This window comes from Burkholderia sp. PAMC 28687, assembly GCF_001577465.1.
Lineage (GTDB): Bacteria > Pseudomonadota > Gammaproteobacteria > Burkholderiales > Burkholderiaceae > Caballeronia.
On the sequence record NZ_CP014506.1, the window covers coordinates 1,147,507 to 1,171,027 of the forward strand.

At 57.2% G+C, this 23,521-nt stretch carries 15 protein-coding genes and 1 pseudogene; 11 read left to right on the forward strand and 5 right to left on the reverse strand.

Going from position 1 to position 23,521, the window contains the following annotated elements; all coding sequences use genetic code 11:
* Window positions 1-65 precede the first annotated feature (65 nt).
* The 4 genes and pseudogenes from AX768_RS20470 to AX768_RS20485 form a co-directional block, all read right to left on the reverse strand.
* Window positions 66-1,167, reverse strand: a pseudogene (locus AX768_RS20470) (MMPL family transporter); the annotation flags it as partial.
* Window positions 1,168-1,469: 302 nt separating this feature from the next.
* Window positions 1,470-2,012 (reverse strand): hypothetical protein, encoded by a 543-nt coding sequence (locus tag AX768_RS20475; protein ID WP_062001865.1) that lies wholly within the window; start codon window positions 2,010-2,012, stop codon window positions 1,470-1,472.
* Window positions 2,013-2,279: 267 nt separating this feature from the next.
* Window positions 2,280-3,050, reverse strand: a complete 771-nt coding sequence (locus tag AX768_RS20480; protein ID WP_082778964.1) for a helix-turn-helix domain-containing protein — start codon at window positions 3,048-3,050, stop codon at window positions 2,280-2,282.
* Between the two features lie 110 nt (window positions 3,051-3,160).
* Complete coding sequence (locus AX768_RS20485; RefSeq protein ID WP_197672661.1) at window positions 3,161-3,820, reverse strand: BON domain-containing protein; 660 nt, start codon at window positions 3,818-3,820, stop codon at window positions 3,161-3,163.
* An 828-nt stretch (window positions 3,821-4,648) separates the two neighbouring features.
* Between AX768_RS20485 and AX768_RS32880 the strand changes: the two genes are divergently transcribed.
* From AX768_RS32880 to AX768_RS20535, 11 genes are all read left to right on the forward strand, one after another.
* Complete coding sequence (locus AX768_RS32880; RefSeq protein WP_155524293.1) at window positions 4,649-4,786, forward strand: hypothetical protein; 138 nt, start codon at window positions 4,649-4,651, stop codon at window positions 4,784-4,786.
* 472 nt (window positions 4,787-5,258) lie between these two features.
* Entirely contained in the window at window positions 5,259-7,637 is a 2,379-nt protein-coding gene (locus AX768_RS20490) for an HAD-IC family P-type ATPase (protein WP_062001866.1), read from the forward strand.
* Between the two features lie 444 nt (window positions 7,638-8,081).
* On the forward strand, window positions 8,082-10,427 hold the full coding sequence (locus tag AX768_RS20495) for a PAS domain-containing hybrid sensor histidine kinase/response regulator (protein ID WP_062001867.1): 2,346 nt from the start codon (window positions 8,082-8,084) through the stop codon (window positions 10,425-10,427).
* A gap of 705 nt (window positions 10,428-11,132) precedes the next feature.
* Window positions 11,133-11,876, forward strand: coding sequence for an HAD family hydrolase (locus AX768_RS20500; RefSeq protein ID WP_062001868.1), 744 nt, complete (start codon window positions 11,133-11,135; stop codon window positions 11,874-11,876).
* Window positions 11,873-14,173: a glycoside hydrolase family 65 protein gene (locus tag AX768_RS20505; RefSeq protein ID WP_062001869.1), complete on the forward strand. Its 2,301-nt coding sequence runs from the start codon at window positions 11,873-11,875 to the stop codon at window positions 14,171-14,173. Before AX768_RS20500 ends, AX768_RS20505 begins: the two co-directional genes overlap by 4 nt.
* Window positions 14,174-14,522: 349 nt before the next feature.
* Window positions 14,523-16,151: an acyl-CoA synthetase gene (locus tag AX768_RS20510; protein ID WP_062001870.1), complete on the forward strand. Its 1,629-nt coding sequence runs from the start codon at window positions 14,523-14,525 to the stop codon at window positions 16,149-16,151.
* Between the two features lie 35 nt (window positions 16,152-16,186).
* A complete protein-coding gene (locus tag AX768_RS20515; protein ID WP_062001871.1) occupies window positions 16,187-16,936 on the forward strand; it encodes an electron transfer flavoprotein subunit beta/FixA family protein in 750 nt (249 codons plus the stop codon).
* Complete coding sequence (locus AX768_RS20520; protein ID WP_062001872.1) at window positions 16,937-17,878, forward strand: electron transfer flavoprotein subunit alpha/FixB family protein; 942 nt, start codon at window positions 16,937-16,939, stop codon at window positions 17,876-17,878.
* 22 nt (window positions 17,879-17,900) lie between these two features.
* A complete protein-coding gene (locus tag AX768_RS20525) occupies window positions 17,901-19,688 on the forward strand; it encodes an acyl-CoA dehydrogenase (RefSeq protein WP_062001873.1) in 1,788 nt (595 codons plus the stop codon).
* A gap of 27 nt (window positions 19,689-19,715) precedes the next feature.
* Complete coding sequence (locus tag AX768_RS20530) at window positions 19,716-20,156, forward strand: MaoC family dehydratase (protein WP_062001874.1); 441 nt, start codon at window positions 19,716-19,718, stop codon at window positions 20,154-20,156.
* A 112-nt stretch (window positions 20,157-20,268) separates the two neighbouring features.
* Window positions 20,269-20,691 carry a phasin family protein gene (locus AX768_RS20535; protein ID WP_062001875.1) on the forward strand — a complete coding sequence of 141 codons (423 nt, stop codon included), beginning with the start codon at window positions 20,269-20,271 and terminating at the stop codon, window positions 20,689-20,691.
* A 1,436-nt stretch (window positions 20,692-22,127) separates the two neighbouring features.
* Here AX768_RS20535 and AX768_RS20545 read toward each other — a convergent pair.
* On the reverse strand, window positions 22,128-23,489 hold the full coding sequence (locus AX768_RS20545; protein WP_062001877.1) for an IS1182 family transposase: 1,362 nt from the start codon (window positions 23,487-23,489) through the stop codon (window positions 22,128-22,130).
* Window positions 23,490-23,521: the final 32 nt, after the last annotated feature.

Genomic DNA, 23,521 nt, shown 5'->3' on the forward strand with positions numbered 1-23,521 from the left:
ATCTGTACCGGTCGCCGCCGGCTTTTGCTGAGCGGCTAGCTTCTCAATATTTCGGCGGTTTTAGGTTTAAAACTCAGCGAAACAGCTTCCCACGGCGGATTGAAAACCTTCAATAGTGCGGGTAGGAGAGTGATATCGGTCACATATGCGACAAGCATGCCTGTGCCAGCAATCTCGCCGAGCTCCGACACCCCCGATAGGCCGTCGGCAGAAACGAGAAGAAGCTAGCGGATACGGCCACCGCCGCAAGCGTGAGCGGCACGCCGATGCTGTGCGCGTTCTTGGCCAGCGAGGCTGCAAGCCGGTCGTCGGAATGCCGCTCCTCGCGATATTTGACGCAGAACTGTACACCGAAATCCACCCCGAGTCCGACAAACAGCACCATGAACGCGACTGAAATCATGTTCAATGAGCCGACTATCCTCAGTCCGAGTGTCGTCGTGACAGCGAGTCCGACGAACCGCGCAATGAACACCGCTGCGATCATGCTTCCCGAGCGCAACGCGAGCCACAGGATCACCAGCATGACGATAAGAGCGGCGACCCCGTGGAGTGCCGCGCCGTCCCTTACTGATGCGAACTCTTCGTCGGCGAGCGGCTGTTCGCCAGTCAATCGAGTTGTCGCGCCGTAGCGTGCAATGAGTTGCAGCGAAGCCGCGGTTGTGCGGATCGCTTGCGACGCGCGCGCCTGATTCAAGCGCGCCATAGTCGACTAGCGGCTGCACTGTGATGAACGCGCGGGCTGGTTGTATCGAGGCATCCTTGTCGACAGTGCACGCCAGGAAAACGCCGCTGGCTGGTCTGCCAGCACCCGATCGACCACAGCGGCGCTTTGCGACAACAGATAGCGCATGTCGCTGAGCTTCACCTGACCGGTCAGTAGTGGAAGCAACAGACTCGTTGTCAGCACGCCGGCCAGTCCGCTCACGCTCGAATCGTGCGCCAATGCGTTGACGAGCGGGCGCGCCTGGACGAGCTGTGTGGTGGTGGATCGGACCTCATCGAGTGGCAGGAAAAGCAGGCCGTTGCGCTCAAAGAACGGGCCACCCGCCGGCTGCATGGCGCTAACGAAGTCTTTGGGGTGCTTTTTAGTGCTGTGGTCACCAAACCCGCCGCAACATCCGCGATTTCAGGGGCTTGCGCTTCGACGACGACAAGGATGACTCGCCCCGCATGACGGACCGACCACGCTACAAGACCGACGATGGATGACTTCAGCATCTAGGCGAGGTGCGATCTGTCTCGGATAATCCATGAATATCTTCGAACATCGCTTTTCTCGTGTTGATAAGAGGGAGAAGGGATTCGCTCAGACCTGTTGGATGGTTTCGAGATTTGGGTGGTGTTGAATATGCATGGCGTCCCACAAGGTTGAACGCCTGTTTTCAGACCTGGGTGAACCTCCGGGCGGATTGCCGACGGCGCGACCGGCAGACCGCGAGCAGCCTGCAGTGAGATGCGATGAGAACCTAGGCGGCCACCGCAATTGCGCTGTTTGCGACGGGCTCGACGAGACAGCAACGCATCGCGTGATGTTTTGCTGCTTCGTTGCTGTGATCAATCGCGCAAAGCGCGATGGCATGCGCAGCTTGCACTTCATGTGCCGCTAACGCTACGTCCCCATCTTCGTAGTGTTTAGCAGCCTGGCGTAGGTATCGGGCGGCATGCTCATGTAACTCTGCTGCCGCATCATGATGCTCCACTACGTGCAGGCTGCTTTCCAGCATTTCGGAAGAGCCGAGCGACACGGGATCAGAATGCGAAATGGGCTCTTCGACGGTCGCCGTCTCGCCACTCGCCCTCTTCCGGTAACGATCGGACACTGCCTTTCCCTGGGCGAGAGCAAGCAACGCATGACCATGTGCTACGAGAGCTTGGTGTGCTGCATGCGAATAGTCTTTTCCTGCAAGGTAGTGCCTGGACGCGTCGATGTGAAGCCGTGCTGCAAGCTCATGACTCGACGGAGCCGAAGTTTCCCGCGCGTTTTCACTGTGATTCGTCTTCATCTTCATTCCACCTATGCTGTTAGCCCTCGTTGCAACACAATGCGCCGTCGGCCTCAAGCGCGATAGCCTCGGATACTACTCATCGTTGCTACTGTAAGGATAAATCTGACTGGCGTTGCTTGTAGTAGCCGATACAAGGCTCTTGGTCTTAAGGCGTGGGTGGCCGAGGGATTGTAGCGTTGCGACATATGCCAGGGTGCAGCTAAGACTGTTGCTGTCGTCGATAACTTGAGCAAGGCTGCAGCGACCGTCGAAGATACGGTGCACAGCGGATTACATGTGTGACAAACCGGGACGGTCGACAATTCGTATTCCCTTGCCTTGGACGTGAACAAGCCCTCGCTTTTGCAACTTTGAAAACATTCGGCTCACGGTTTCAAGTTCAACTCCTAAGTAGCTGCCCATTTCTTGCCGCGTCATGCGAAGGTTGAATTCTTTCGGAGAGTACCCCTGCGCTTTCATCCGGTCGGATATATCAAGAAGGAATGCGGCAACGCGTTGTTCGGCAGACATCGTTCCAAGCATCAAGAGGAGACCGGACTCTCGCACGATTTCACCGCTCATCAGGCGAATTAAATGGTTTTGCATGGAGCTGACTTCGCGGCACAGTGATACCAGAAGCGCAAAGCGGATGACGGATGCCTCACTGTCTTCGAGGGCAATTGCATCGCAGTTGTGCCGTTCGGCGAAGATGCCGTCAAGGCCCAGTGTCTCGCCCGCAAGGTGAAATCCGGTTACCTGCTCGCTGCCGTCCCGATGATTGACGACTGTCTTGAAGCAACCAACGCGAACGGTATAGATACTATTGAATTGATCGTTCGCACGGTACAGAACCTCGCCGCGTCTTACCTTTCGTGTTGTGGATAACAGTGCATCCAAACGATTGAGGTCCAGCGGGATGGAGGATTTCGCGACGTAGAAGTTCGGTGTCGGGTTGTTAACGCGATTCGTAGAAGCATGTGTAAAAATTGGGAGTTGAGCACGGAGTTGCGTGCTCGAAACCGAAGTTTCGTTGGCAGCATTTTCTAGTTGGAAGGAAGGCATGATCGACTCCTATTCTTGCATCGCACGAATGCAGGTGAATCTTTTACCGTTAGGAAAGCGATTTATCCGTCTAGAATGTTTCGCTGACCTGCGCTCACATACCGGTTTCGTCAACGCAAGATGATAAGGTCGTTCTCCACGGCGGTAGCGCCGGGAGCGGACCAAGCGGCCGCGACCGCCAGGTCACGGTCATGTGGGCAGCGGACGCTTCCGGCTAGCCTTACCGTTGCGCCGTTCGCCGTGACGGTAATGTTGCGGGAGTCCGACCACGAACGACTTAAGGCGTGCATTAGGTCTCCGCGCACTTGTAAGACATTAATAGGGGGCTTGAGCGTAATCTGGTTGCTCACGCCGATTACGCCATGAAGCCGGCCAACGTCCTGAGCGGCGGCCTCTCTCTGGAAGTTCCGGTCTACTTCTCCGCTAAGTGTTATCCACCCGTCTTCCACCTTCACCTCAACCGCGCCTCTCGGAACAGCGACATCCCACTCTAGCCGGTTCACGACTGCCGCTGCGATATCGCCGTCGCTGCGTTTTGCATCGAAGGCAAGTCGGACTTCGATATTCTCCACGACCGCCTCGACTCCCTTTACCCGTGATGCAGCAGCTTCGGCCGCGTGTTTTTCTGCGAAGGTCTCTACGCGCCCTGTCAGCGTCACGATGCCAGCAATAGCTGTAACACCGATGTGGGCAGCAATCACGCTGGGTTCCCAGGCAAGCTCAGAAAGGACTGCCTGTTGCAATTCGGTGTCGTCGTAAATAACTGCCATGATGTCTCCAGGATGAGTAAAGGTAATGCATGTGACGAGAGAATCGCTACACGTCTACATGTGGCCCCAGCGGTCAGTATTTCGTGGCCCGTCTTTCCTCGATGCGATCAATCAAAGTTGACGCTTTTGATGATAGGGGGTTGAAAGCTGCCCCGATAGACTCGGAAACTACTCAGTTTGGCGCGCTCGAACTTGGGGCCGCTGCTGTTTTACGTTGGGCGTCTCGGGCAGTCCCGGACTCGCCATGTTTTCGCACAACGGCACCACCATGCAGAGGCGATCGGCGTCAAGAGGCGGCACGCACTTGCAACATCGCAACCTTAAGTACGCCTCGAACTTCTTTTAGGGCGTAGGAAGAATGGTCCAGGCAGAGAGGGTCGGGTATCCAGATGGTAATTGTGCGAGTTGCTTAGGTTGTCGATCTGCTTGAGCTCCTCATTCCATCACGTCCTCCCGGTTCGGTTATCCGACTTATTTCCGGCGCGACAGAAAACATAAATATGAATCACCTTGAAGCTCCGATTCGCTGGCTAACAGCGTCCTGATCCGATCAAATGTCCGCTCCATCTGTGCGCGCTTCTTGAGGGTCATCATTGTTCAACCCCGTACCCGTCAGTTGGACGTCCGGTTGCATTCGCTATTACCCGAATACATTGCACGCGACCCAGCACACCAGGAACCTCTCCTGAGTAGTTTCCGAGCCTGCTCGCTCCGATGAATCATAGCTATCATGGTAGTACGGTCGAGGTATGACTAGCGGACTGTGGTCACGGATCAACCTTCGCTTTTAAGAGTCGAGGTCTGCGGCGCGCGAGGCGGGAGGTGATCGTGCAAAATGAAGTAGGCGGTTCCTGGATATTATTGAGTTATGTGATGTTGCTCCCGCTGCTGATCGGTTATTTGGCATTCATTGGTTGGGCAACGGTCATTTCAGATTTGGAAAAACGCAAGGAGCTACGAAAATAATTTCTAGTTTGCGATAGCAATAAACGTATTTCATGGCGTTTTTTCATACTGAGTTGAAGATCTAGCCGGCGTTCGAATGGGTTCATTTGGTCAGTCCGACGCACGTTTCGAGAGACGTGTCGCGAGACACGCGAAAGTCACGTCGGCCACTAAATCCGGAGTGCGGCAAACCGTAATTACGAGGCAACGACCTATGGCGTACCGTGGCTGCGTCGCAATAGACTTCTGGCCGCTGCCTCCAGAGAAGAAATTGCACATTAAGGAAAACTACGCGTCGGCTGTAATGCATTAACCCTATCGGATTCGAAGCGGGTCGCGAACACAGAAGGGTTCCCTATGAATGCACGTTTAGTACAGCAACAATCACCTGCAAGGTTCCTGAGCAGCTTGTTGAAAATACACCGCCCGTTCCTCCTAAAGTCTTAGTTGTTTGACGATTCGGCGAACGTAAGCTCGATCGACGAGATTATTTATGACGCTTAACCCCGCCGGCGCGACAGTCAGCGCCCCAAAGAACAACTCGCTTCCGTTTTCGAAGGAAGACTTACCTGCCGGTCTGACTACTGATGAGGCACAACGCCGACTGGCGACGTCCGGTCGGAACGCTATGCCGGATACGTCGGTGCATCCTGCGCGCATGGTGCTTATCAAGTTTCGGGCACCGGTCCCATGGATGCTGGAAGCCGCCGTTGTGCTCGAAATTTCACTCGGTAAGTATGTCGAAGCGGCAATCATTGGAGCGCTTTTGTTGTTCAATGCGGCCCTCGGGTTTGTCCAGGAGAGCCGTGCACAGGCGACGCTGGCTGCTCTGAAATCACGGCTCGCGCTTACCGCAACAGTCCTGCGAGACGGTAGATGGGCTAACATCCCCGCAACTGAACTGGTGACTGGCGATATAGCCAAGCTGTCACTCGGTGGTGTCGTCGCCGCTGACATGCGCCTGAGTTCTGGCGAGGTTCTCCTGGATCAATCCATGCTTACGGGAGAGTCCGTTCCGATCGAGGTTGGGCCTGGCGTGGAGACGTTCGCGGGCGCGCTGGTAAGGCGGGGTGAGGCCATGGCAGAGGTCACCGCGACTGGGGTACGTACCAAATTTGGCCGCACGGCTGAGCTGGTCCGGGGGGCTCACGTCGCGAGCTCCCAAGAGAAAGCCGTTTTGCGTGTAGTGCGCAATCTCGCCGCGTTCAACGGTATTGTGATCGCTGTGTTGATGGTCTACGCATACTTTCTTGCGCTGCCCTTGGCGGAGATTGTCCCGCTTGTATTGACTGCTGTACTGGCATCGATCCCGGTGGCGTTGCCGGCAACCTTCACGCTCGCGGGCGCACTCGGCGCGAAGGCGCTTGCGAAACGCGGTGTATTACCTACGCGTCTATCGGCGGTTGACGAAGCGGCAACGATGGATGTCCTATGCATCGACAAAACAGGAACGCTGACACTTAATGCGTTGAAGGTGACGACGGTACGTGCTATGAGCGGTTTTGACTCGCCGCACGTGTTGGCGCTCGCATCCCTAGCGAGCGCTGACGGCGGTCAAGATCCGGTTGACGCCGCGATCCGGACGGAAGCTTCGCAGAATAGTGTTTCTGATGCTCCAACCATGATCAACTTTTTACCATTTGATCCGGCCAAGAAAATGTCAGAAGCGACTGCGACCGATGCAAGCGGAGCACGCGTGCGTATTGTGAAGGGAGCATACGCGGTGGTTATCGCGCTCACGCAGCCGTCTACAAGCGCGAATGCATCTGCCGATGACCTCGAAAAACAGGGTTTCCGGGTGTTGGCCGTAGCCGTGGGGCCGCAGGGAGCCATGACGCTGGCAGGCCTTATTGCGCTCAGCGATCCACCCAGACCAGACTCGACGGCACTCATCGCCGAACTACGCGGCTTGGGTGTCCAGCCGCTAATGGTAACGGGCGACGCGCCGGCGACCGCAGCGATCGTGGCCCGCGCGGTCGGACTCAACGGCGCGGTCTGCCCCGCAGGCGCCATTCCAAGTGGCGTCGAACCTGAAAAATTTGCAATATTCGCTGGCGTCATGCCTGAGGATAAGTACAAGCTCGTCAAAGAGTTCCAGAGAGGCGGCCATACGGTCGGTATGTGCGGAGACGGCGCCAACGATGCGCCTGCTTTGCGACAGGCGCAGATCGGAATTGCGGTGTCAACTGCAACGGACGTAGCCAAATCGGCCGCAGGAATGGTACTGATCCAACCGGGGCTTGCCGGTATCGTTGCCGCCGTGAAGGAGGGCCGAGTTACATTCCAGCGCATCCTCACTTATACGTTGACATCGATTATGAAAAAAATCGTCACCGTGCTCTTCCTGGCGACCGGGTTGGTCATGACTGGGCACGCCATTCTCACTCCGCTACTCATGGTTATCGTAATGATCACCGGTGATTTCCTGTCGATGTCGTTGACCACCGACAACGTCGAACCATCCGCTAACCCTAATGCCTGGCGTATTAGCAATTTGACCATAGCGGGCGTAATCCTTGGATTTTGCTTGCTTGCCTTCTGCGTAGCAGTGCTCGGCATCGGGAAATTTAACCTTGATCTCGGCGCCGGAGCGCTGTGTACTCTGACGTTCATTGTTCTCGTATTCGGTGGCCAGGCAACGGTATATGCGGTGCGTCAACGCCAACATTTGTGGCGGGCTCGGCCGAGCCGCTGGTTAGTCGCCTCGACTTTTGCAGACGTGCTGATCGCCTCAACGTTGGCTGTCGTCGGAATAGCAATGACGCCACTACCGGTAAGCGTGGTCGCGGGTGTACTTTTGGCGTCGGTAGTTTTTTCATTTGGGTTGGACGTGGTAAAGATCCCAGTATTCGCTCGGCTGAGGATCTTGTGAGGTCTACCGGTTCTCTGCCGAACATTGTCCTGTGGACTTCGGATTTCGGTTAAAAAACGACGGCGCTGGTCAGTGCAGGGGGGAGCAGACTCGAACGTTGCAGATAAGGATTGTCCGGGACCTGGATGCGCAGCCCTCTCTCCAGGTCCAAGGGATAAGGCTAGAATTTTTTACTTAGTTTTACGTATATATTGTTCGCCGCACTCAATATCCCAAGTATTCAAGTTGGACCGTTCTTCGCTTTGCTGAACAGAGTATGTAGTGGTTTTCGTCTTAGGGGACGCCTCCGTTTGAAGAAGAGGACAGACTGCACGCGACTCGTCGCCCAACGTTCAACAGATCACCCATGGCAATCGTGGTCAGTATATTTGGTTGCGGTACTGAGCTCCGAGCTTGATGTCAAAAATGCGCTTAGCAAGCAATCGAAAAACAAAGTGGGGGAGTATGACTGCATCTAATGAAGGTCTGGCCGGCGCGTTGCCCTTTGAATTCGACCATTTTCACGCCGCGCTCGCAAACATGGGTGAAGGGATAATCACGACGGACGCGCATGGACATATCACCTTCCTGAACGCTGCGGCACAGCTATTAACCGGTTGGACGCAAGCGAAGGCGGTGGGAATGGCGGTCGAGAAGGTCTTCAATGTAGCCGATCAAGACACTTGCTTAGTGCCGGAGAATCCGATTGCAAAGGCGCAGAGTGAAAATCGGGTCGTTAGAATGAGCTTGACCTCGATAATGATCGGGAAAACGGGTGGTCGACAGCAGATCGACGGTAGTGCAGCGCCGGTTTTCAACGACGCTGGAGAACTGGCGGGAGCCGTGGTTATATTTCGAGACGCCACTGAACGTGCTCGGCAATCACGGTGCATGCAGCTTGCTCTCGATGATGCTAACGACCTGGTCAAAAGTATTCGCGCGCCATTTCTCACGCTCGATGGCAATCTTCGCGTCGTACGGGTAAATGCAGCATTCTGCGAGGCATTCGCCGTTTCAAAAGTAAGTGCGGAGGGTCTCGGGATTTATGAGCTAAACGAACAACAATGGGATACTCCAATTTTCCGAGTTGCGCTGGATGAAATCCAATCGGGCCATCGTACCACCAGAGATTGCTGCTTCGAAGTGGACTTCCCTGGGGTAGGAAGGAGGATCATCGCGCTGAATGTACGGCGTCTGGGAGCGGATGATGGCGGCGGGCACTTTATCATGGTGACCTTTGACGATATCACGGGTGGCCATCGTTCAGAAACCTCCGCTTTGGTTTCCGAGGTTCCGTACAAGCGCTTATTTGAAAGCGCCAAGGACGGAATAATCGTGCTCGACGCGAAAACGTTGAAAATCACCGACGCAAACCAATTCCTCCTTGATTTGCTTGGCTACTCTGTCGCAGAGCTACTCGGCAAGGAACTCTGGGAACTTGGCTTTGTTGCAGATAAGTCGGCGAGCCAGTCCGTTGGTCGAGAGCTGCAGGATCACGGTTATGTTCGCTACCGTCACCTGCCGCTGGAAACAAAAGACGGGAAGTGCATCGATGTAGAGGTGATCAGCAACATTTACTCGGTAAATCAGCATGCCGTGGCCCAATGCAACATTCGCGACATCAGTGTCCAATCCAGAATGGAGCGAAAACTTCAAGAGCAGACAGATGCCTTGGCCGAACTGCATAGCAGAAAAGATGAGTTTCTAGCGATGCTCAGTCATGAGCTTCGCAATCCTTTGGCGCCAATGGCCAATGCAGTGCGCCTTCTGAAGCTGCAGTGTGACGAGGACCCCGTTCAGGGGCGTGCGCGGGGAATAATCGAGCGTCAGTTGATCCAATTGACCCGACTTGTCGACGACTTGATGGAGGTGTCTCGCATCACAACCGGCAGAGTTCTCTTGCGCAACGACCTGGTCGCGGTAAGCATGATTATCGAGAATGCGGTGGAGACCGTCCGACATCTGATGGACTTGCGGCGACACCAGCTGCGGGTGTCGTTGTCCCCACAAGTCGTCTGGGTGTACGCCGACGCCGCTCGTCTGGAACAGGTTTTTGTGAACCTGCTGACTAACGCCGCCAAATATACGGAAGAAGGTGGTCATGTGACGGTGACTCTTGAGCAGGAGGGTGAAGATTGCGTGGTGCGCATCCGCGATACTGGCGTGGGAATCGGCCCAGAGCTTCTGCCACACGTCTTCGATCTCTTTACGCAAGCGGAGTTATCCCTGGATCGATCGCGAGGCGGCTTGGGGGTTGGTTTGGCTTTAGTGCGAAGTCTCGTGGAAATGCACGGAGGACGCGTCGATGTTCGAAGTGTTGAGGGCCAGGGAAGCGAATTTGTTGTCCGTATTCCGGCGGTGGCCTCTCCCGCACCGCAACCATTTTTAGCACGATCGGAGACGAACAAACAGGGCGACGCCAAGTTACGTGTCCTGGTGGTTGATGACAACCTCGACACCGCTGAAAGCATGTCGATGCTTGTAGAAACCTTGGGGCACGATGTCCTCATCGCCCATGAGGGAAACGCGGCGCTGCAGGCGTTTCGCGAGTTCAAAGCAGACGTGGTGCTATTGGATATTGGCTTGCCGGGGTTAACTGGGTACGAGGTAGCGGCCTGCATAAGGGCACAGGAAACTAGTCACAAGGCCGTGCTGGTTGCCATCACCGGGTACGGTCAAGAATCAGATCGGCAGCTAGCGTTGGCGGCCGGATTCGATCATCACCTCGTCAAGCCAGTGGATTTTGACAAAGTAATTGCAATTTTAAGAGTTGCTTCCGAAAGTGGCGTTGGAGTTGCTGCGCGAGCATAGCTATAGCAGGGTCATAGAACATCATCAGATTACGAACCTGATTCATCTGCTATAGCGAGCGGAGTTCCGCCCCGTACCATCCTCGGTAGTGCCGATCGCTCTGACATCGTTCTGGCCTTTGGAGCCCGAGCCCTTCGTCCACTAATCAGCTTTTGTGGAGGGGCTCTCGTTGGTCGATGTCCCTCGACCTAGACCAGACTGGATCGCGCGCCTCTCGACGAAGGCATGGCGGCGGACATGGGGCCACATACAGCCACATTGGCGGTCATTGCCGTAGGATTGGCCGGTCTGCCGCGTATTTTTGGGCACGCGATACGACGGTGAAAGGATTGCGCCAGGTGTCACAGCGCCGCGCCTTCCCGCCGTGTGAACGGCAAACCACCCCTTGGCGATGCAGACTGTGCGCCTCCGCGAACACTCCAGGTTTTCCAAGTGCTATTGATTTCGGTTGAGTCAGTCTGAGTATTTTCCGAACCTTTTTCTGACTGTCTTTTCGCCGGATACTATGTTTTTTTGTCGCAGCGAATTCGTGCCGGCGCTTTGAGTGGACGTGGATGTCTCCGTTTTCGCAGTACGCAGCCTGACATTCTGGAGCTTGGATATGTATTCAACTGAATATGCAAGTCGTGACGCAGTCGGCGCTGAAAGCACCTCAGATTCTGTTAGCTCAAACATCGGTATTTGCGTCTTCGGCATGGGCCGAGCATGACGCATAGCAAAGAGCCGGTTTCCGTATCACAAGGGCCTCGAACATTATCGGCGGGGATCTTTGACGTCGACGGCGTCCTCCTTGCCTCGCCTCACGAGCGCGCCTGGCGTGAAGCGCTAGGAAACTCGGGCGATGAAGCTCGCTTCACCACGGCCATGTACCAGTCTCAGGTTGCAGGCAAACCGCGGCTCGCCGGCGCTCTCGCTGCGTTGCAGGCGTTGGATCTGCCCCACGCCGGTCCACTGGCCGAAGTCTACGCCGAGCGCAAGCAAAGACGGTTGGAGGAACTGATTCATGCGGGGGCGGTGAGTGCGTTTCCCGACGCGCTGCGTTTCGTGCGGGACGTGATGGCGTTAGGTTGGCCCATGGCTGTCGCGTCGTCGTCAAAGAACGCTAACGAAATGATGAAGCGCGTTCAACTGGACACGCACCATACTCTGCTTGATGTCTTTGGATCGAATGTCTGCGGCCGGGATTTACGACAAGGTAAGCCAAACCCGGAGATATTCCTCCTGGCTGCCGCGGATTTGGCAGCAGCGCCCAGGAACTGCTTCGTGGTGGAGGATGCGCCAGCGGGTATCGAAGCCGCGTGTGCCGGTGGGATGACGGGGCTGGGCGTCGCCCGGCTTCATGATGCAGACCTGCTCTGGGCGGCAGGCGCAAGCCTCGTTGTGACCAGCCTCGACGAAGTTTCCATCGATGAACTTGCGCGAGGGCGGCTCTGCCGACGCGCGCCATGACCGTCGCTACTACCCTCAGCGGCGCGTTGACTCCAACAGACGATTGCGAATGGATCATAGAGGAAGCCGGATACGATCCATTGCGCGAAGGCAGCCGCGGGTCGCGCTTCGCAATCAGCAATGGCTTCCTCGGTGTGCGCGGAGCACGCGCCATACACCGGGGTGGGAGATGGGTTGGCGCGTCGCGTACCTTGGTAGCCGGACTGTTCGATACGGCAGACGAAGAACATGCCATTCCAGGTTTGATTGCAGCCCCTAACTGGCTTCAAGTCCGGATTCTGCGCGACGGTGTTCCATTGACGCACCGGGAGGGCGATGGGAAGTCCCAGCATCGGATACTGGATCTACGCAGGGGCTTGTTGCTGACCGATGCACGGCTCTCCAATGCAGACGTCGTCTGGGTCCGGTTACGAAGCCTGCACCTTGCTTCTCTCAGCCATCGCGCGATCGGCCTGCAGCTCATTCAGATGGAGTTCGAGCGGGGCGAAGCCGAGATCACGCTCAACGCGTCCCTTGAGGTGTCGGACACGAGTCTCTTGCCAGAGCGGGTCGAGCAGGGTTTGGGGGTATGGAATACAACCTCGTCCGGAAAACGCCTTGCAATGGCGACAACTTTGACGCTGCGCATCGACGGCGTGGATATTGATCCGACATCAAGCAGCCCATTGCAATGGTCATGGCGCTGGACGTCGCATCCTGGCCAGGTCGTTTGTCTTGCGCGGACAGTGGCCGTGACGTGCGGCGTTGCAGGAGAGGTTCATCCGGGCCAAGATGCCGTAGGGGCGCTTGATGTTGCCCGCAAACTTGGGTGGTCGGACGTCGTGGCGGCGCATGAGACAGCGTGGACCAAGCGCTGGCATTGCAGTGATGTCGAAATCGAAGGAGACGCAGCCGCGCAAAGAGCGTTGCGGTTCGCCCTCTACCATCTGAACGGGGCAGCGAACCCTGACGACGAGCATGTGTCTATTGCGGCACGGGCGTTGACCGGCGACGATTATCGCGGACACGTGTTCTGGGATACTGAGATATACCTTCTTCCGTTCTTTACCCTGACATGGCCTCTCGCGGCGCGGGCGCTGCTTATGTACCGATTTCACACGCTCGATGGTGCCCGCGCGAAAGCGGCTGAACTGGGGTGGCGTGGGGCGCTCTACGCATGGGAGTCTGCGGATACCGGCGCAGAGACGTGCCCCTTGCACGTGATCGGGCCTGACCGCAAGCTGGTGGAGGTCAAATGTGGACGGCAGGAACAGCACATCAGCGCGGACATTGCTTACGCCGTCTGGCAATACTGGCAGGCCACAGGAGACGATGGTTTCATGCGCGATGCCGGCGCTGAAATCCTGATGGAGACCGCCCGGTTCTGGTCGAGCCGTGCGCGGCCGGAGCCGGATGGTCACTGCCACGTGCGCAGCGTCATCGGTCCAGATGAATATCACGAGTCAATCGACGATAACTCCTTCACCAATGTCATGGCACGATGCAACATCCGGCGCGCGCTTGACGTGGTGGAATGGTTGCGCGCACGTTGGCCCGAACAATGGGGAAGCCTGGCAGCCCGTCTCGCCTTGAGCGATGCCGAGTTGGGGCAATGGCGTACCGTCGCCGAAACAATAATGACCGGCTTCGATCCGAAAACGGGTCTCTTTGAGCAGTTTGCGGGGTTTTTCTCGTTGGATGACGTGGATCTTTCACGTTATGCCGGTCGATCGGTGCCCATTGACGTGGTACTTGGCCCAGAACAGACGCGTCAATGCCAGATCGTCAAGCAGGCCGATGTGGTGGCGCTTCTCGCGTTGCTGCCGGACGAATTTCCCGGAGACACAGGCGCAAAAAACTTCGGCTACTACGCGCCACGCTGCGCTCATGGCAGCTCACTCAGCCTTGCGATGCACGGGGTCGTCGCAGCGAGACTGGGAGAGACAGAAGCCGCACTGGACTATTTTCGCCGCACGTCGGCCATTGACCTCGAAGACAACCATGCGGCTATTGACGGCGGCGTGCACATTGCGGCCTTGGGTGGCATTTGGTCGATGGTCGTATTCGGCTTTGCGGGGCTAGCGTTGCACGCGGACCATTTAACCTTGAATCCCCGCATCCCAGCGGCTTGGCAGAGTCTTCGTTTTGGATTGCAGTGGCGGGGGCGGTACCTGAAAATCAAGATCGAACACGCTACCGCAAGCCTTGAGGTGACGCTGGATGTGGGAGAGCCAATGACGCTTGTTGTCAATGGAAAGGCTTTCGCGTTAAGTCGAGAGCAACCGCTTTGGGTGTTGACAAACTTTAGTAGTCGATGACCCGCATGGCGTACGACACTATCCGCTGTATCTGAGCGCTGCTGGAAGGTCGTGCCAGCGATAAGACTCATTTGCGTTCTGCGTAGCGCTCTCTTATGCGGTCGCCCACAAACGTGAAGATCTCACACAGGGTTGACGTAGATCAACGCCGTGGCTCCGGATGGTGCTGGAATGAAAAGAGAGAGCGGATTCCATTCGAGCGCGCTTTCGCGTCACAAGGCGAATCTGGAACCGAAAAGACCTTAATAAAAAAACCGAAGTCGAAAATACCGTAATAAAAACCAGGTTTAATTATTCTGAAGTACTTATTAAATGTTTTTTAAAAAATACATACCGAACGGAGACCGCTGTGGCCAGCATAAACCCCTACGACTTCGGGCTCGAAAAGAACAGTGCTAACTATGTTCCCCTGTCGCCCATCAGTTTCATCGAGCGCGCCGCCTTGGTTTACCCGAACCATGTTGCCGTTATTCATGGGGATTTTCAGTTCACGTGGAAGCAATGCTATGAGCGTTGCTTGCGCCTTGCCTCCGCGCTCAAAAAACGTGGTGTCGGGGTGGGCGATACGGTGGCGCTGATGGCGCCGAACGTCCCGGCCATGTACGAGGCCCACTTCGCGGTGCCGATGATCGGTGCGGTGCTGAATACCCTGAATTTGCGCCTTGATGCAGAGGCTATTGGTTTCATGCTGCAGCATGGCGAAGCCAAGGTTGTCATCACCGACCGAGAGTACTCCGGGATTATGGCGCATGCTCTGCCAATGCTTGAAGAGCGACCGCTGGTGATCGACATCGATGACCCGGAATATGAGGGCGGAAAGCTTCTTGGTGAAAAAGACTACGAAGCATTCCTGCTGGAAGGCGATGCGAACTTCGAGTGGTCATTGCCCTCAGATGAATGGAATGCAATTGCGCTCAATTACACGTCTGGTACCACCGGTAACCCGAAGGGAGTGGTCTATCACCATCGTGGAGCGTACCTCAACGCGGTGTCGAACATCCTGTCGTTAGGCATGCCGCAACACGCAGTGTATTTGTGGACACTGCCGATGTTTCATTGCAACGGCTGGTGCTTCCCCTGGACCATGGCGGCCAATGCCGGCACCAACGTGTGCTTGCGTCGCGTGGATGCAAAGGCCATATTCCATGCAATCAAGAAGTACAAAGTAACCCATTTCTGTGCCGCACCGATCGTGCATACCATGCTGATCAACGTGCCGGAAGAGGCCCGCAGCGGTATCGAGCACAGGGTTTCGGGCTGTATCGCAGGCGCTGCACCGCCGGCTTCTGTCATCGAGGGGATGGAGCGGATCGGTTTTGACATTACGCATGTCTATGGGCTGACCGAAACCTATGGCCCCGCTGCCGTATGCGCCAAGCAGAACGGTTGGGACGAACTTCCTTTGGAGCAACGCGCCGAACTAAACGGACGTCAGGGTGTGCGAGCGCCAATGCAGGAAGACATGGTGGTCATGGATCCGGCAAGCATGGAGCCCGTTCCATGGGACGGTGAGACGATGGGCGAGATCATGTTCCGCGGCAATCTGATCATGAAGGGATATTTGAAAAACCCGCATGCGACGGAGAAGGAGTTTGCTGGCGGCTGGTTTCATAGCGGTGACCTGGCGGTGGTCGGACCAGACGGGTACGTCAAGATCAAGGACCGTTCGAAGGACATCATCATTTCAGGCGGTGAGAACATTTCGTCGCTCGAAGTGGAGGACGTACTTTATCGGCATGCCGCGGTAGTCGGCGCCGCGGTCGTGGCGCGGCCCGACGAGAAATGGGGTGAGGTCGCATGCGCCTTCGTCGAACTCAGGGATGACGGACAAGTCACTGAACTGGAACTTATCGACTTCTGTCGCGAACGCATGGCACGCTTCAAAGTGCCGAAGAAGATCATCTTCGGACCGCTGACAAGAACGGGATCCGGCAAGATTCAGAAGTTCCTGTTGCGCGAACAGGCCCAGGCGCTCTAGCAGCCTAAACTCGGCACACAAGCAGTGAGCGGACTATGAAGATACTGGTTAGCGTGAAACGCGTGCTTGACTACAACGTCAAGGTTCGCGTCAGCCCGGATGGGCGCGGTGTCGACTTGGCCAACGTCAAGATGTCGATGAACCCGTTCGACGAAATTGCGGTGGAAGAGGCGGTACGACTCAAGGAGGCCGACATTGCGACAGACGTGGTAGCGGTGTCGTGCGGCACGTCCAAGTGTCAGGAGACGCTGCGCACTGCCTTAGCGATTGGCGCTGACCGAGCGATTTTGGTTGAAAGCGATGTCGAACTTCAACCGCTGGCGGTCGCCAAACTCCTTAAGGCGATGGTAGAGAAAGAGCAGCCACAGATTGTCTTTTGCGGCAAGCAAGCCATTGATGACGATGCCAACCAGACCGGCCAGATGCTCGCTGCGCTCATGGGCTGGCCTCAAGCCACCTTCGCGTCCAAGGTGTTCGTCAAAGACAACACGGCCACCGTCACGCGCGAGGTCGATGGCGGACTAGAGACGTTAGAGCTTCGGCTTCCTGCCGTCATCACCACCGATTTGCGGCTGAACGAGCCGCGCTACGTGACGCTGCCCAACATCATGAAAGCGAAGAAAAAGCCGCTCGAGACAATTGCGCCCGAAACGCTTGGCGTGGACGTCACGCCGCGACTGGAGACCCTCGCAGTGGCGGAGCCGTCCAAGCGCACTGCCGGCATCCGCGTGGCGGACGTAAAGCAGCTTATCGATAAGCTCAAGAACGAAGCGAAGGTGATCTGAATGGCGATTCTCGTAATTGCGGAGCACGACCACATGTCGATCAAGAGTGCGACGCTGAATACCATCGCTGCTGCGAAGGAGATCGGCGGCGATATCGACGTGCTGGTTGCGGGCCACGGTTGCGATGCGGCAGCGCGGGCGGTTGCCAAGATCGACGGGGTCGTGAGGGTGCGCGTTGCGGATGCGCCGCACTATGCCGACCAGTCCGCCGAGAACGTCGCCGCGCTGGTTGTCGCCCATGCTGGCGGATACAGCCACATCGTGGCGCCGGCGACCACCTTCGGAAAGAACGTGCTGCCGCGCGTTGCAGCACTGCTGGATGTAGCGCAAATCTCCGACATAGTCGCCGTGGTGTCGAGCGACACTTTTATACGCCCGATCTACGCGGGCAATGCGCTTGCCACCGTCAAATCCCGTGACGCCGTGAAAGTAATCACGGTTCGCAGCACTGGGTTCGACGCGGCTCGCCCAGGCGGGTCCGCGGTGGTCGAAACTTTGCCAGCGGGTGCCGATTTCGCTCTGTCAAAACTGACAGGGCGCGACCTCACGAAGTCGGAGCGCCCTGAACTTGGTGACGCCAAGATCATCGTCTCCGGCGGTCGAGGACTGGGAAATGGGGAGAACTACCACAGGCTGCTCGATCCCCTGGCCGACAAACTCGGCGCCGCGCTCGGTGCTTCGCGCGCAGCCGTGGATGCCGGCTTCGTACCAAACGACTATCAGGTTGGCCAGACCGGCAAAATCGTGGCACCTGATCTGTACATCGCCGTCGGTATATCGGGCGCGATCCAGCATTTGGCCGGCATGAAGGATTCCAAGGTAATCGTCGCCATCAACAAAGATGCTGATGCACCGATCTTCCAGGTAGCGGATTACGGCCTGGTGGCTGATTTGTTCGTGGCATTGCCGGAACTTTCCGGCTTATTGACTGAAACCGGGTAGGCCCGGACCGAAGGACACAACGATGACGACGTACGTAGCACCGACACGCGACATGCTGTTCGCGATGAGCGACCTGGCAGGCCTTGCTGAGATCGCAGCGCTGCCAGGCAATGACGAGGTAACGCCGGACCTCGTGGAAGCGATCCTCGACGAGGCGGCGAAATTTGCGTCCGAAGTGCTTGCCCCTATCAATGCTCAGGGCGACCGCCAAGGCTGCCAATGCAAGGATGGAGAAGTCACGACCGCCGACGGGTTCAAGGCCGCCTACAGCAAGTTCATCGAAAGCGGCTGGAACGCCATGCCGGCAAGTCCCGACTTCGGCGGTCAGGGCTTGCCTTCACTGGTGTCCACTGCGGTGCTTGAGATGTGGAAGGCGTCCAACATGGCTTTTTCCTTGTGCCAGATGCTGACCCTCGGTGCAGTTGCAGCTATCGCGCACCACGGGCGTGAACAGGACAAGCAACTGTACTTGCCGAAGATGGTGTCGGGCGAATGGACCGGAACCATGAACCTCACTGAGTCGCAGGCGGGCTCGGATCTGTCCGCGGTTCGCTCCAAGGCGCAGCCCGAGGGGGATCACTACCGCATCTCAGGCACCAAGATCTTCATCACGTGGGGCGAGCATGATATGGCGGAGAACATCGTCCACATGGTCCTCGCACGCCTGCCAGACGCACCGGAAGGCACGAAGGGGATCTCGTTGTTTGTCGTACCCAAGTTCCTGGTGAACGCCGACGGTAGTCTGGGCGAGCGCAACGATCTCATTTGCGCTTCAATCGAGCACAAGATGGGTATCCATGGCAGTCCGACCGCGGTCATGGCCTTCGGCGAAAACGAAGGCGCGATCGGCTACCTGGTGGGCGAAGCAAATCGTGGCCTCGCGTGCATGTTCACCATGATGAACCACGCTCGCCTCAACGTCGGACTCGAAGGCGTAGCCATCTCCGAGCGCGCTTACCAGCAGGCCTTGGGGTATGCGCGTGAGCGCGTGCAGAGCAGTCCCATCGGCTCTCCAGGCGGCGCTCCCGTCGCGATCATCCGCCACCCCGACGTACGGCGCATGTTGATGAACATGAAGGCGCGTATAGAAGCCATGCGGGCGCTCGCTTATTTCACCGCTGCTCAGATGGACAAGGCGCACTCGCATCCAGACGCAGTCGAGCGCAGGAAGCGCCAAACCATCACGGATCTGCTGACGCCCGTTGTCAAAGGGTGGTGTACTGAAAATGCCATCGACATTACTTCCACTGGCATTCAGGTGCACGGCGGTGTTGGCTTCATCGAAGAGACGGGCGCTTGCCAGCACATGCGCGATGCACGCATCACCACCATCTACGAGGGTACGACCGGAATCCAGGCAAATGACCTCATCGGACGGAAGGTGGCTCGCGATAAAGGAGCCGCGGTGAAAATTCTGCTGGATGAGATGAACGCCACCTTGGCTGCTCTCGACGCTGCGGGGGACAAAGAGCTCCAAGTCATCGGTGAATCGCTGCAAGGCGGAACATTGGCGCTGGAGCAGGCAACCGAATGGCTGCTCGCGAACTACGATCGCAATCCAGCCAGCGCGGCGGCCGGAGCGGTGCCTTACCTCAAGTTATGCGGCACCGTGATGGGAGGATGGCTCATGGCGCGCGCTGCCTTGGTCGCCACAACCAGACTTTCGACGGCCGACGCCGACTTCCACCGGGCGAAGTTGGTCACCGCGCGCTTTTATGCCGAGCATGTGTTGCCTGAGGCGCAAGCCTATCGCCAGGCCATCGTCAACGGCGCCAGCTCGGTTCTCGCGTTGGAAGAATCACTGTTCTAAGCAGGCCGAACCAATAGGTGTAAGGTGATGAACGAACTCAACGGCTACGACTACGAAGATTTGAAACCGGGCATGAGCGCCACATTTGCAAAGACGATCACTGAGGCAGACATCGTGTTATTCGCCGCCGTGTCCGGCGACAACAACGCCGTGCATATCAATGAGGAGTTCGCTCAAACGACCCGGTTTAAAGGCCGAATTGCTCACGGTATGCTGACCGCCAGCGTGATCTCAGCTGCGATCGCCGGTCGGCTGCCCGGCCCGGGGACGATCTACCTGAGCCAGAATCTGCGTTTCACAGCGGCGGTGAAGCCCGGTGACACCGTCCATGCCACTGTAACCGTCAAGGAAATGTTAGCTGAGAAGCGGCGCGTAACGCTCACCACCGTCTGCCGCGTGGCCAACAAGGTGGTGATCGACGGAGACGCGCTGGTTATGCCTACTTCGAACCAGGCCCGCGAGACCTAGTGACGGATGCGAACGCTTTGACCGGCACTCGCGTCCGCCGCAACAAACCGGGCGGCCATAGCATGCCTCCTGCCTGTAAAACCGCAACGAACCTACTTACCGAGAGACGATCATGGCAACTGAAACCACCACCCCATTCGCCGACGTAACCAAGCTGATCCAGCAGTTCAAGGTCCCGGGCCTCGACATGGCGCAGATCATCGAGTCGCGTCGCAAGGATATGGAGGCCCTCGTTGAGGCCAACAAGGCCACCTATGAGGCGATGCAAGCGCTCGCACGTCGGCAAACAGAGATCCTGACCCGGGCCATGCAAGAGATTCAGGAGTCTGCTAAAGCCTTGGCCGCTGGCGGGTCCGTTGGGGCGAACCTCGCGAAGCAGACTGAGTTAGTGCGCGGCGGCTACCAGAAAGCGCTGGCCGATACGAAAAGCCTAGCGGAAATGGCACGCAAATCGCAGACCGATGCGATGGATATCATCACGCAGCGGGCCACGCAAAGCTTGGAAGAGATGAAAAAATTGATGCAGCCAAACTAAAGGCGCCCCATGGACGCGGCGGCCGAAGGTCGCCGCGTGGCCACACACCTTGAAAAAAAGATGGTATCGCATTCCAAATATTCCATAGATCGGTCGGGCAGCCCTCGCGACGCACCCGTGCCCTGGAAGGGAATGCGATAACCCGATCGAGAGGCGCACCGCAGTGGGAGCGACCCGCAACGCACACAAAAACTCCTCCCGTGCTTCGGGTCGATTCAGCAACTCTTCACACTGAAGGCGCATGTGAAACGCGCTTCACTCTATCGCGAACAACTCGTAGCCACGGTTCGTCGCATGGCGCAAATTCATCGAGCTGGCCCACCGTCGGATGCTCTCTGACCATTTAGCACACTTACCGCCATGCCGTCTCCCTCTCGGCAAGTTGATATTGACGCTTGGACCGGTGCAGTCTCACGCCAATGCACGAAATAGATTCCGACCTTTCGCACAGCCATTTCATTCGAATTAAATTCCTGCATAACCCGTTGGCGTCCACAGCTTCCGACCGTACCTCCTCTCAGTAATTTATCGACATAGCTCAATCGGCCGTTAGTCGCCCCTGCATTCGAATCCGCGAACCTGAGTAGTTTCCGAGCCTGCCGCAGGTTCGTGGCAAAGCCCATAATCGGCTGAGCGCCGCGAAATGATTGGCTGCGGCTCTATTGCTGTCGTCGCTTGAGAACCTGCTCGGCGAGGTCAGTCAGTACGTCGCCGGCTCTTGTTCTGCACCGGCCGGCTGGCGTTTCCCGATTGGGCAGCTCCCGCGAGACTTCGCTTTTGCACTTCGATGCAGCGATCTTCTTCGCGACCGTCAGGGAGGTCGTCCCCCGACGCTGAAGCCAATTCGCGCGGGGGAGGCTGCGTTTGCGCAAGCATTCACATGAGCGACGTCTAGAGCTTGCCATGAGTTTCTTTGAGAGGAGCGTCAGTTCTTGCTCGTCGCCGATCTCGCACGGCATGACTGTATTGACTTTCTGTGCCAAGTGGTAGAGATGGGCATCTTCAAACAAACGAACTATCCCGTCTACAAGGTGAACCGGGATCGAGCGGGTCTCAGTGCAGGCAGCTTCAACGGCGCTGCCGCTCCCGTACTTGGGACGGCTCTTCGAATCACATCAATTGACGCGCCGACGCCGAGGACGAAACGGCACTCCGGGGCAGGGGACTAAAGCAAGATGATTGGTTTGACAGAGATTTGCCTCCTATCGACTGCGGCCGTGCTTCTGTTGCTTCGTGCACTGCCATACCTTCGACCTTCCCACCCACTGTTTGGCGGCGGTGGTGTGCTACTGCTGATTACCGCAGTATTTCCGCGGACAGGTAATCCTCTAGCAGCGTGTCGGAGTTGAACAGGAAAAGTGCCACCCAATGGTCGACGTGCTTAAAAAACAGCAGGAAAGGTGAAATTTTGACGGGATTCCCCGTTATTTCCTTAGTTATCCAAATTCTTGATGTAATTTGGCCATGCGCTTCACATTCCAGGCCAGGCAAACCAGACTCCATTCGCCATTGACCTTTTTCAGACCGCGCAGAGAGAACTGCCGAAAGCCCATCACCGACTTGATGATGCCGAAGACGGGTTCGACCGTCTGCTTGCGCAAGGCATACAGGGCACGCCCGGCTTTTGTCTTCAGGCGATGCGCCATGCTTTGCATCGGGGTGGCCGTGTCGGGCAACGGTCCCGGCTCGCTGTGGCGCTCCCGCCAACCCGGATGGTGTTCGTCCCGAGCCAGCGCGATCAGGGGCTCGACCCGGGCTGCCTCACAGGCCTGGTGATTCTTCTCGCTGGAGAAGCCGGTGTCAGCAATCAGGCACTCGACTGCGCCCAGCATCTGCTGCGCCCTGAGTGTCTCCAGCATCGGGCTAACCTGTTCCTTGTCGTTGGGCGCCTGCGTTACCCGCGTCGCCACCACCAGCATCGTAGCGGCATCCACTGCCGCCTGGGCGTTGTACGCTTGCTCGAAGCCACCACCAGCCACTGGCATGATGCGGGATTCTTCGTCGGTGAGATTGATCTGGTCGCTATCCTTCGGCCCGGGTTCCGGTGCCTGGGGCAGCTTGCCCGCCGGCTTCTTGCCGCTGTCCTTCTCCTTGGCCGCGCGACGGGCCATCTTCTCGTCGTGCTCCGCCTTCTCCCGCTGATAGCGTTCTTCAGCCCGCGCGGCAATCTTAAGCTTGGCGGCGGCCATCACCGCCAACCGATCTTCCCGCCGCTTGATCTCCTCCGGCAGACTGACCCCGTCCGGAATATCGGCCTGATCCGCCTGCTCGGCCAGGGCCAACAGTTCCTGAACTTCGGCTTTGAGCTGGACCTCCAGCTTCTCAATGTGCCCGTGCGAGAGTGCACTGTGGCGCGAGGCGTTGGCATGAAGCTTGGTGCCGTCAAGACAGAGCGTGCCTAGCTTGAGCAGTTTCATTTCCTGGGCCAGTTCCAGCACCTGCACAAACAAGCCTTCCAGTTCGCCGAGAAAGCGCCGGCGGAAGGTGGCCAGCGTGTCATGGTCAGGATGGCTGCCGGCGGCGATATAGCGAAAGGCAACCGAATCATAGGTCGCTCGTTCAAGCCTGCGGCTGGAGAACACGCCCGTGGCATAGCCATACACCAGGATCGCCAGCAGGGTGGCCGGATGATGCGCCTTCGAGCCTCGTCCCGCGTACTGACGGGTCAGGTTCGACAGATCCAGTTGATCGACCACCTCGACCACGAACCGCGCCAGGTGACCTTCGTTCAACCAGTCGTCCAGTGACGGGGGCAGCAGATAGTCGGTGTTGCGGTCGGTGACGATGAAGTGAGACATGACAAAACTCGCTTAGTTATACGAATATAATT

What these genes read in the sequence shown, in the direction of transcription:
- AX768_RS20475 (WP_062001865.1), bottom strand. Translation starts at nt 2,012, where the DNA reads ATGAAGATGAAGACGAATCACAGTGAAAACGCGCGGGAAACTTCGGCT.
- AX768_RS20480 (WP_082778964.1), bottom strand. Translation starts at nt 3,050, where the DNA reads ATGCCTTCCTTCCAACTAGAAAATGCTGCCAACGAAACTTCGGTTTCG.
- AX768_RS20485 (WP_197672661.1), bottom strand. Translation starts at nt 3,820, where the DNA reads ATGGCAGTTATTTACGACGACACCGAATTGCAACAGGCAGTCCTTTCT.
- AX768_RS20490 (WP_062001866.1), top strand. Translation starts at nt 5,259, where the DNA reads ATGACGCTTAACCCCGCCGGCGCGACAGTCAGCGCCCCAAAGAACAAC.
- AX768_RS20495 (WP_062001867.1), top strand. Translation starts at nt 8,082, where the DNA reads ATGACTGCATCTAATGAAGGTCTGGCCGGCGCGTTGCCCTTTGAATTC.
- AX768_RS20500 (WP_062001868.1), top strand. Translation starts at nt 11,133, where the DNA reads ATGACGCATAGCAAAGAGCCGGTTTCCGTATCACAAGGGCCTCGAACA.
- AX768_RS20505 (WP_062001869.1), top strand. Translation starts at nt 11,873, where the DNA reads ATGACCGTCGCTACTACCCTCAGCGGCGCGTTGACTCCAACAGACGAT.
- AX768_RS20515 (WP_062001871.1), top strand. Translation starts at nt 16,187, where the DNA reads ATGAAGATACTGGTTAGCGTGAAACGCGTGCTTGACTACAACGTCAAG.
- AX768_RS20520 (WP_062001872.1), top strand. Translation starts at nt 16,937, where the DNA reads ATGGCGATTCTCGTAATTGCGGAGCACGACCACATGTCGATCAAGAGT.
- AX768_RS20525 (WP_062001873.1), top strand. Translation starts at nt 17,901, where the DNA reads ATGACGACGTACGTAGCACCGACACGCGACATGCTGTTCGCGATGAGC.
- AX768_RS20530 (WP_062001874.1), top strand. Translation starts at nt 19,716, where the DNA reads ATGAACGAACTCAACGGCTACGACTACGAAGATTTGAAACCGGGCATG.
- AX768_RS20535 (WP_062001875.1), top strand. Translation starts at nt 20,269, where the DNA reads ATGGCAACTGAAACCACCACCCCATTCGCCGACGTAACCAAGCTGATC.
- AX768_RS20545 (WP_062001877.1), bottom strand. Translation starts at nt 23,489, where the DNA reads ATGTCTCACTTCATCGTCACCGACCGCAACACCGACTATCTGCTGCCC.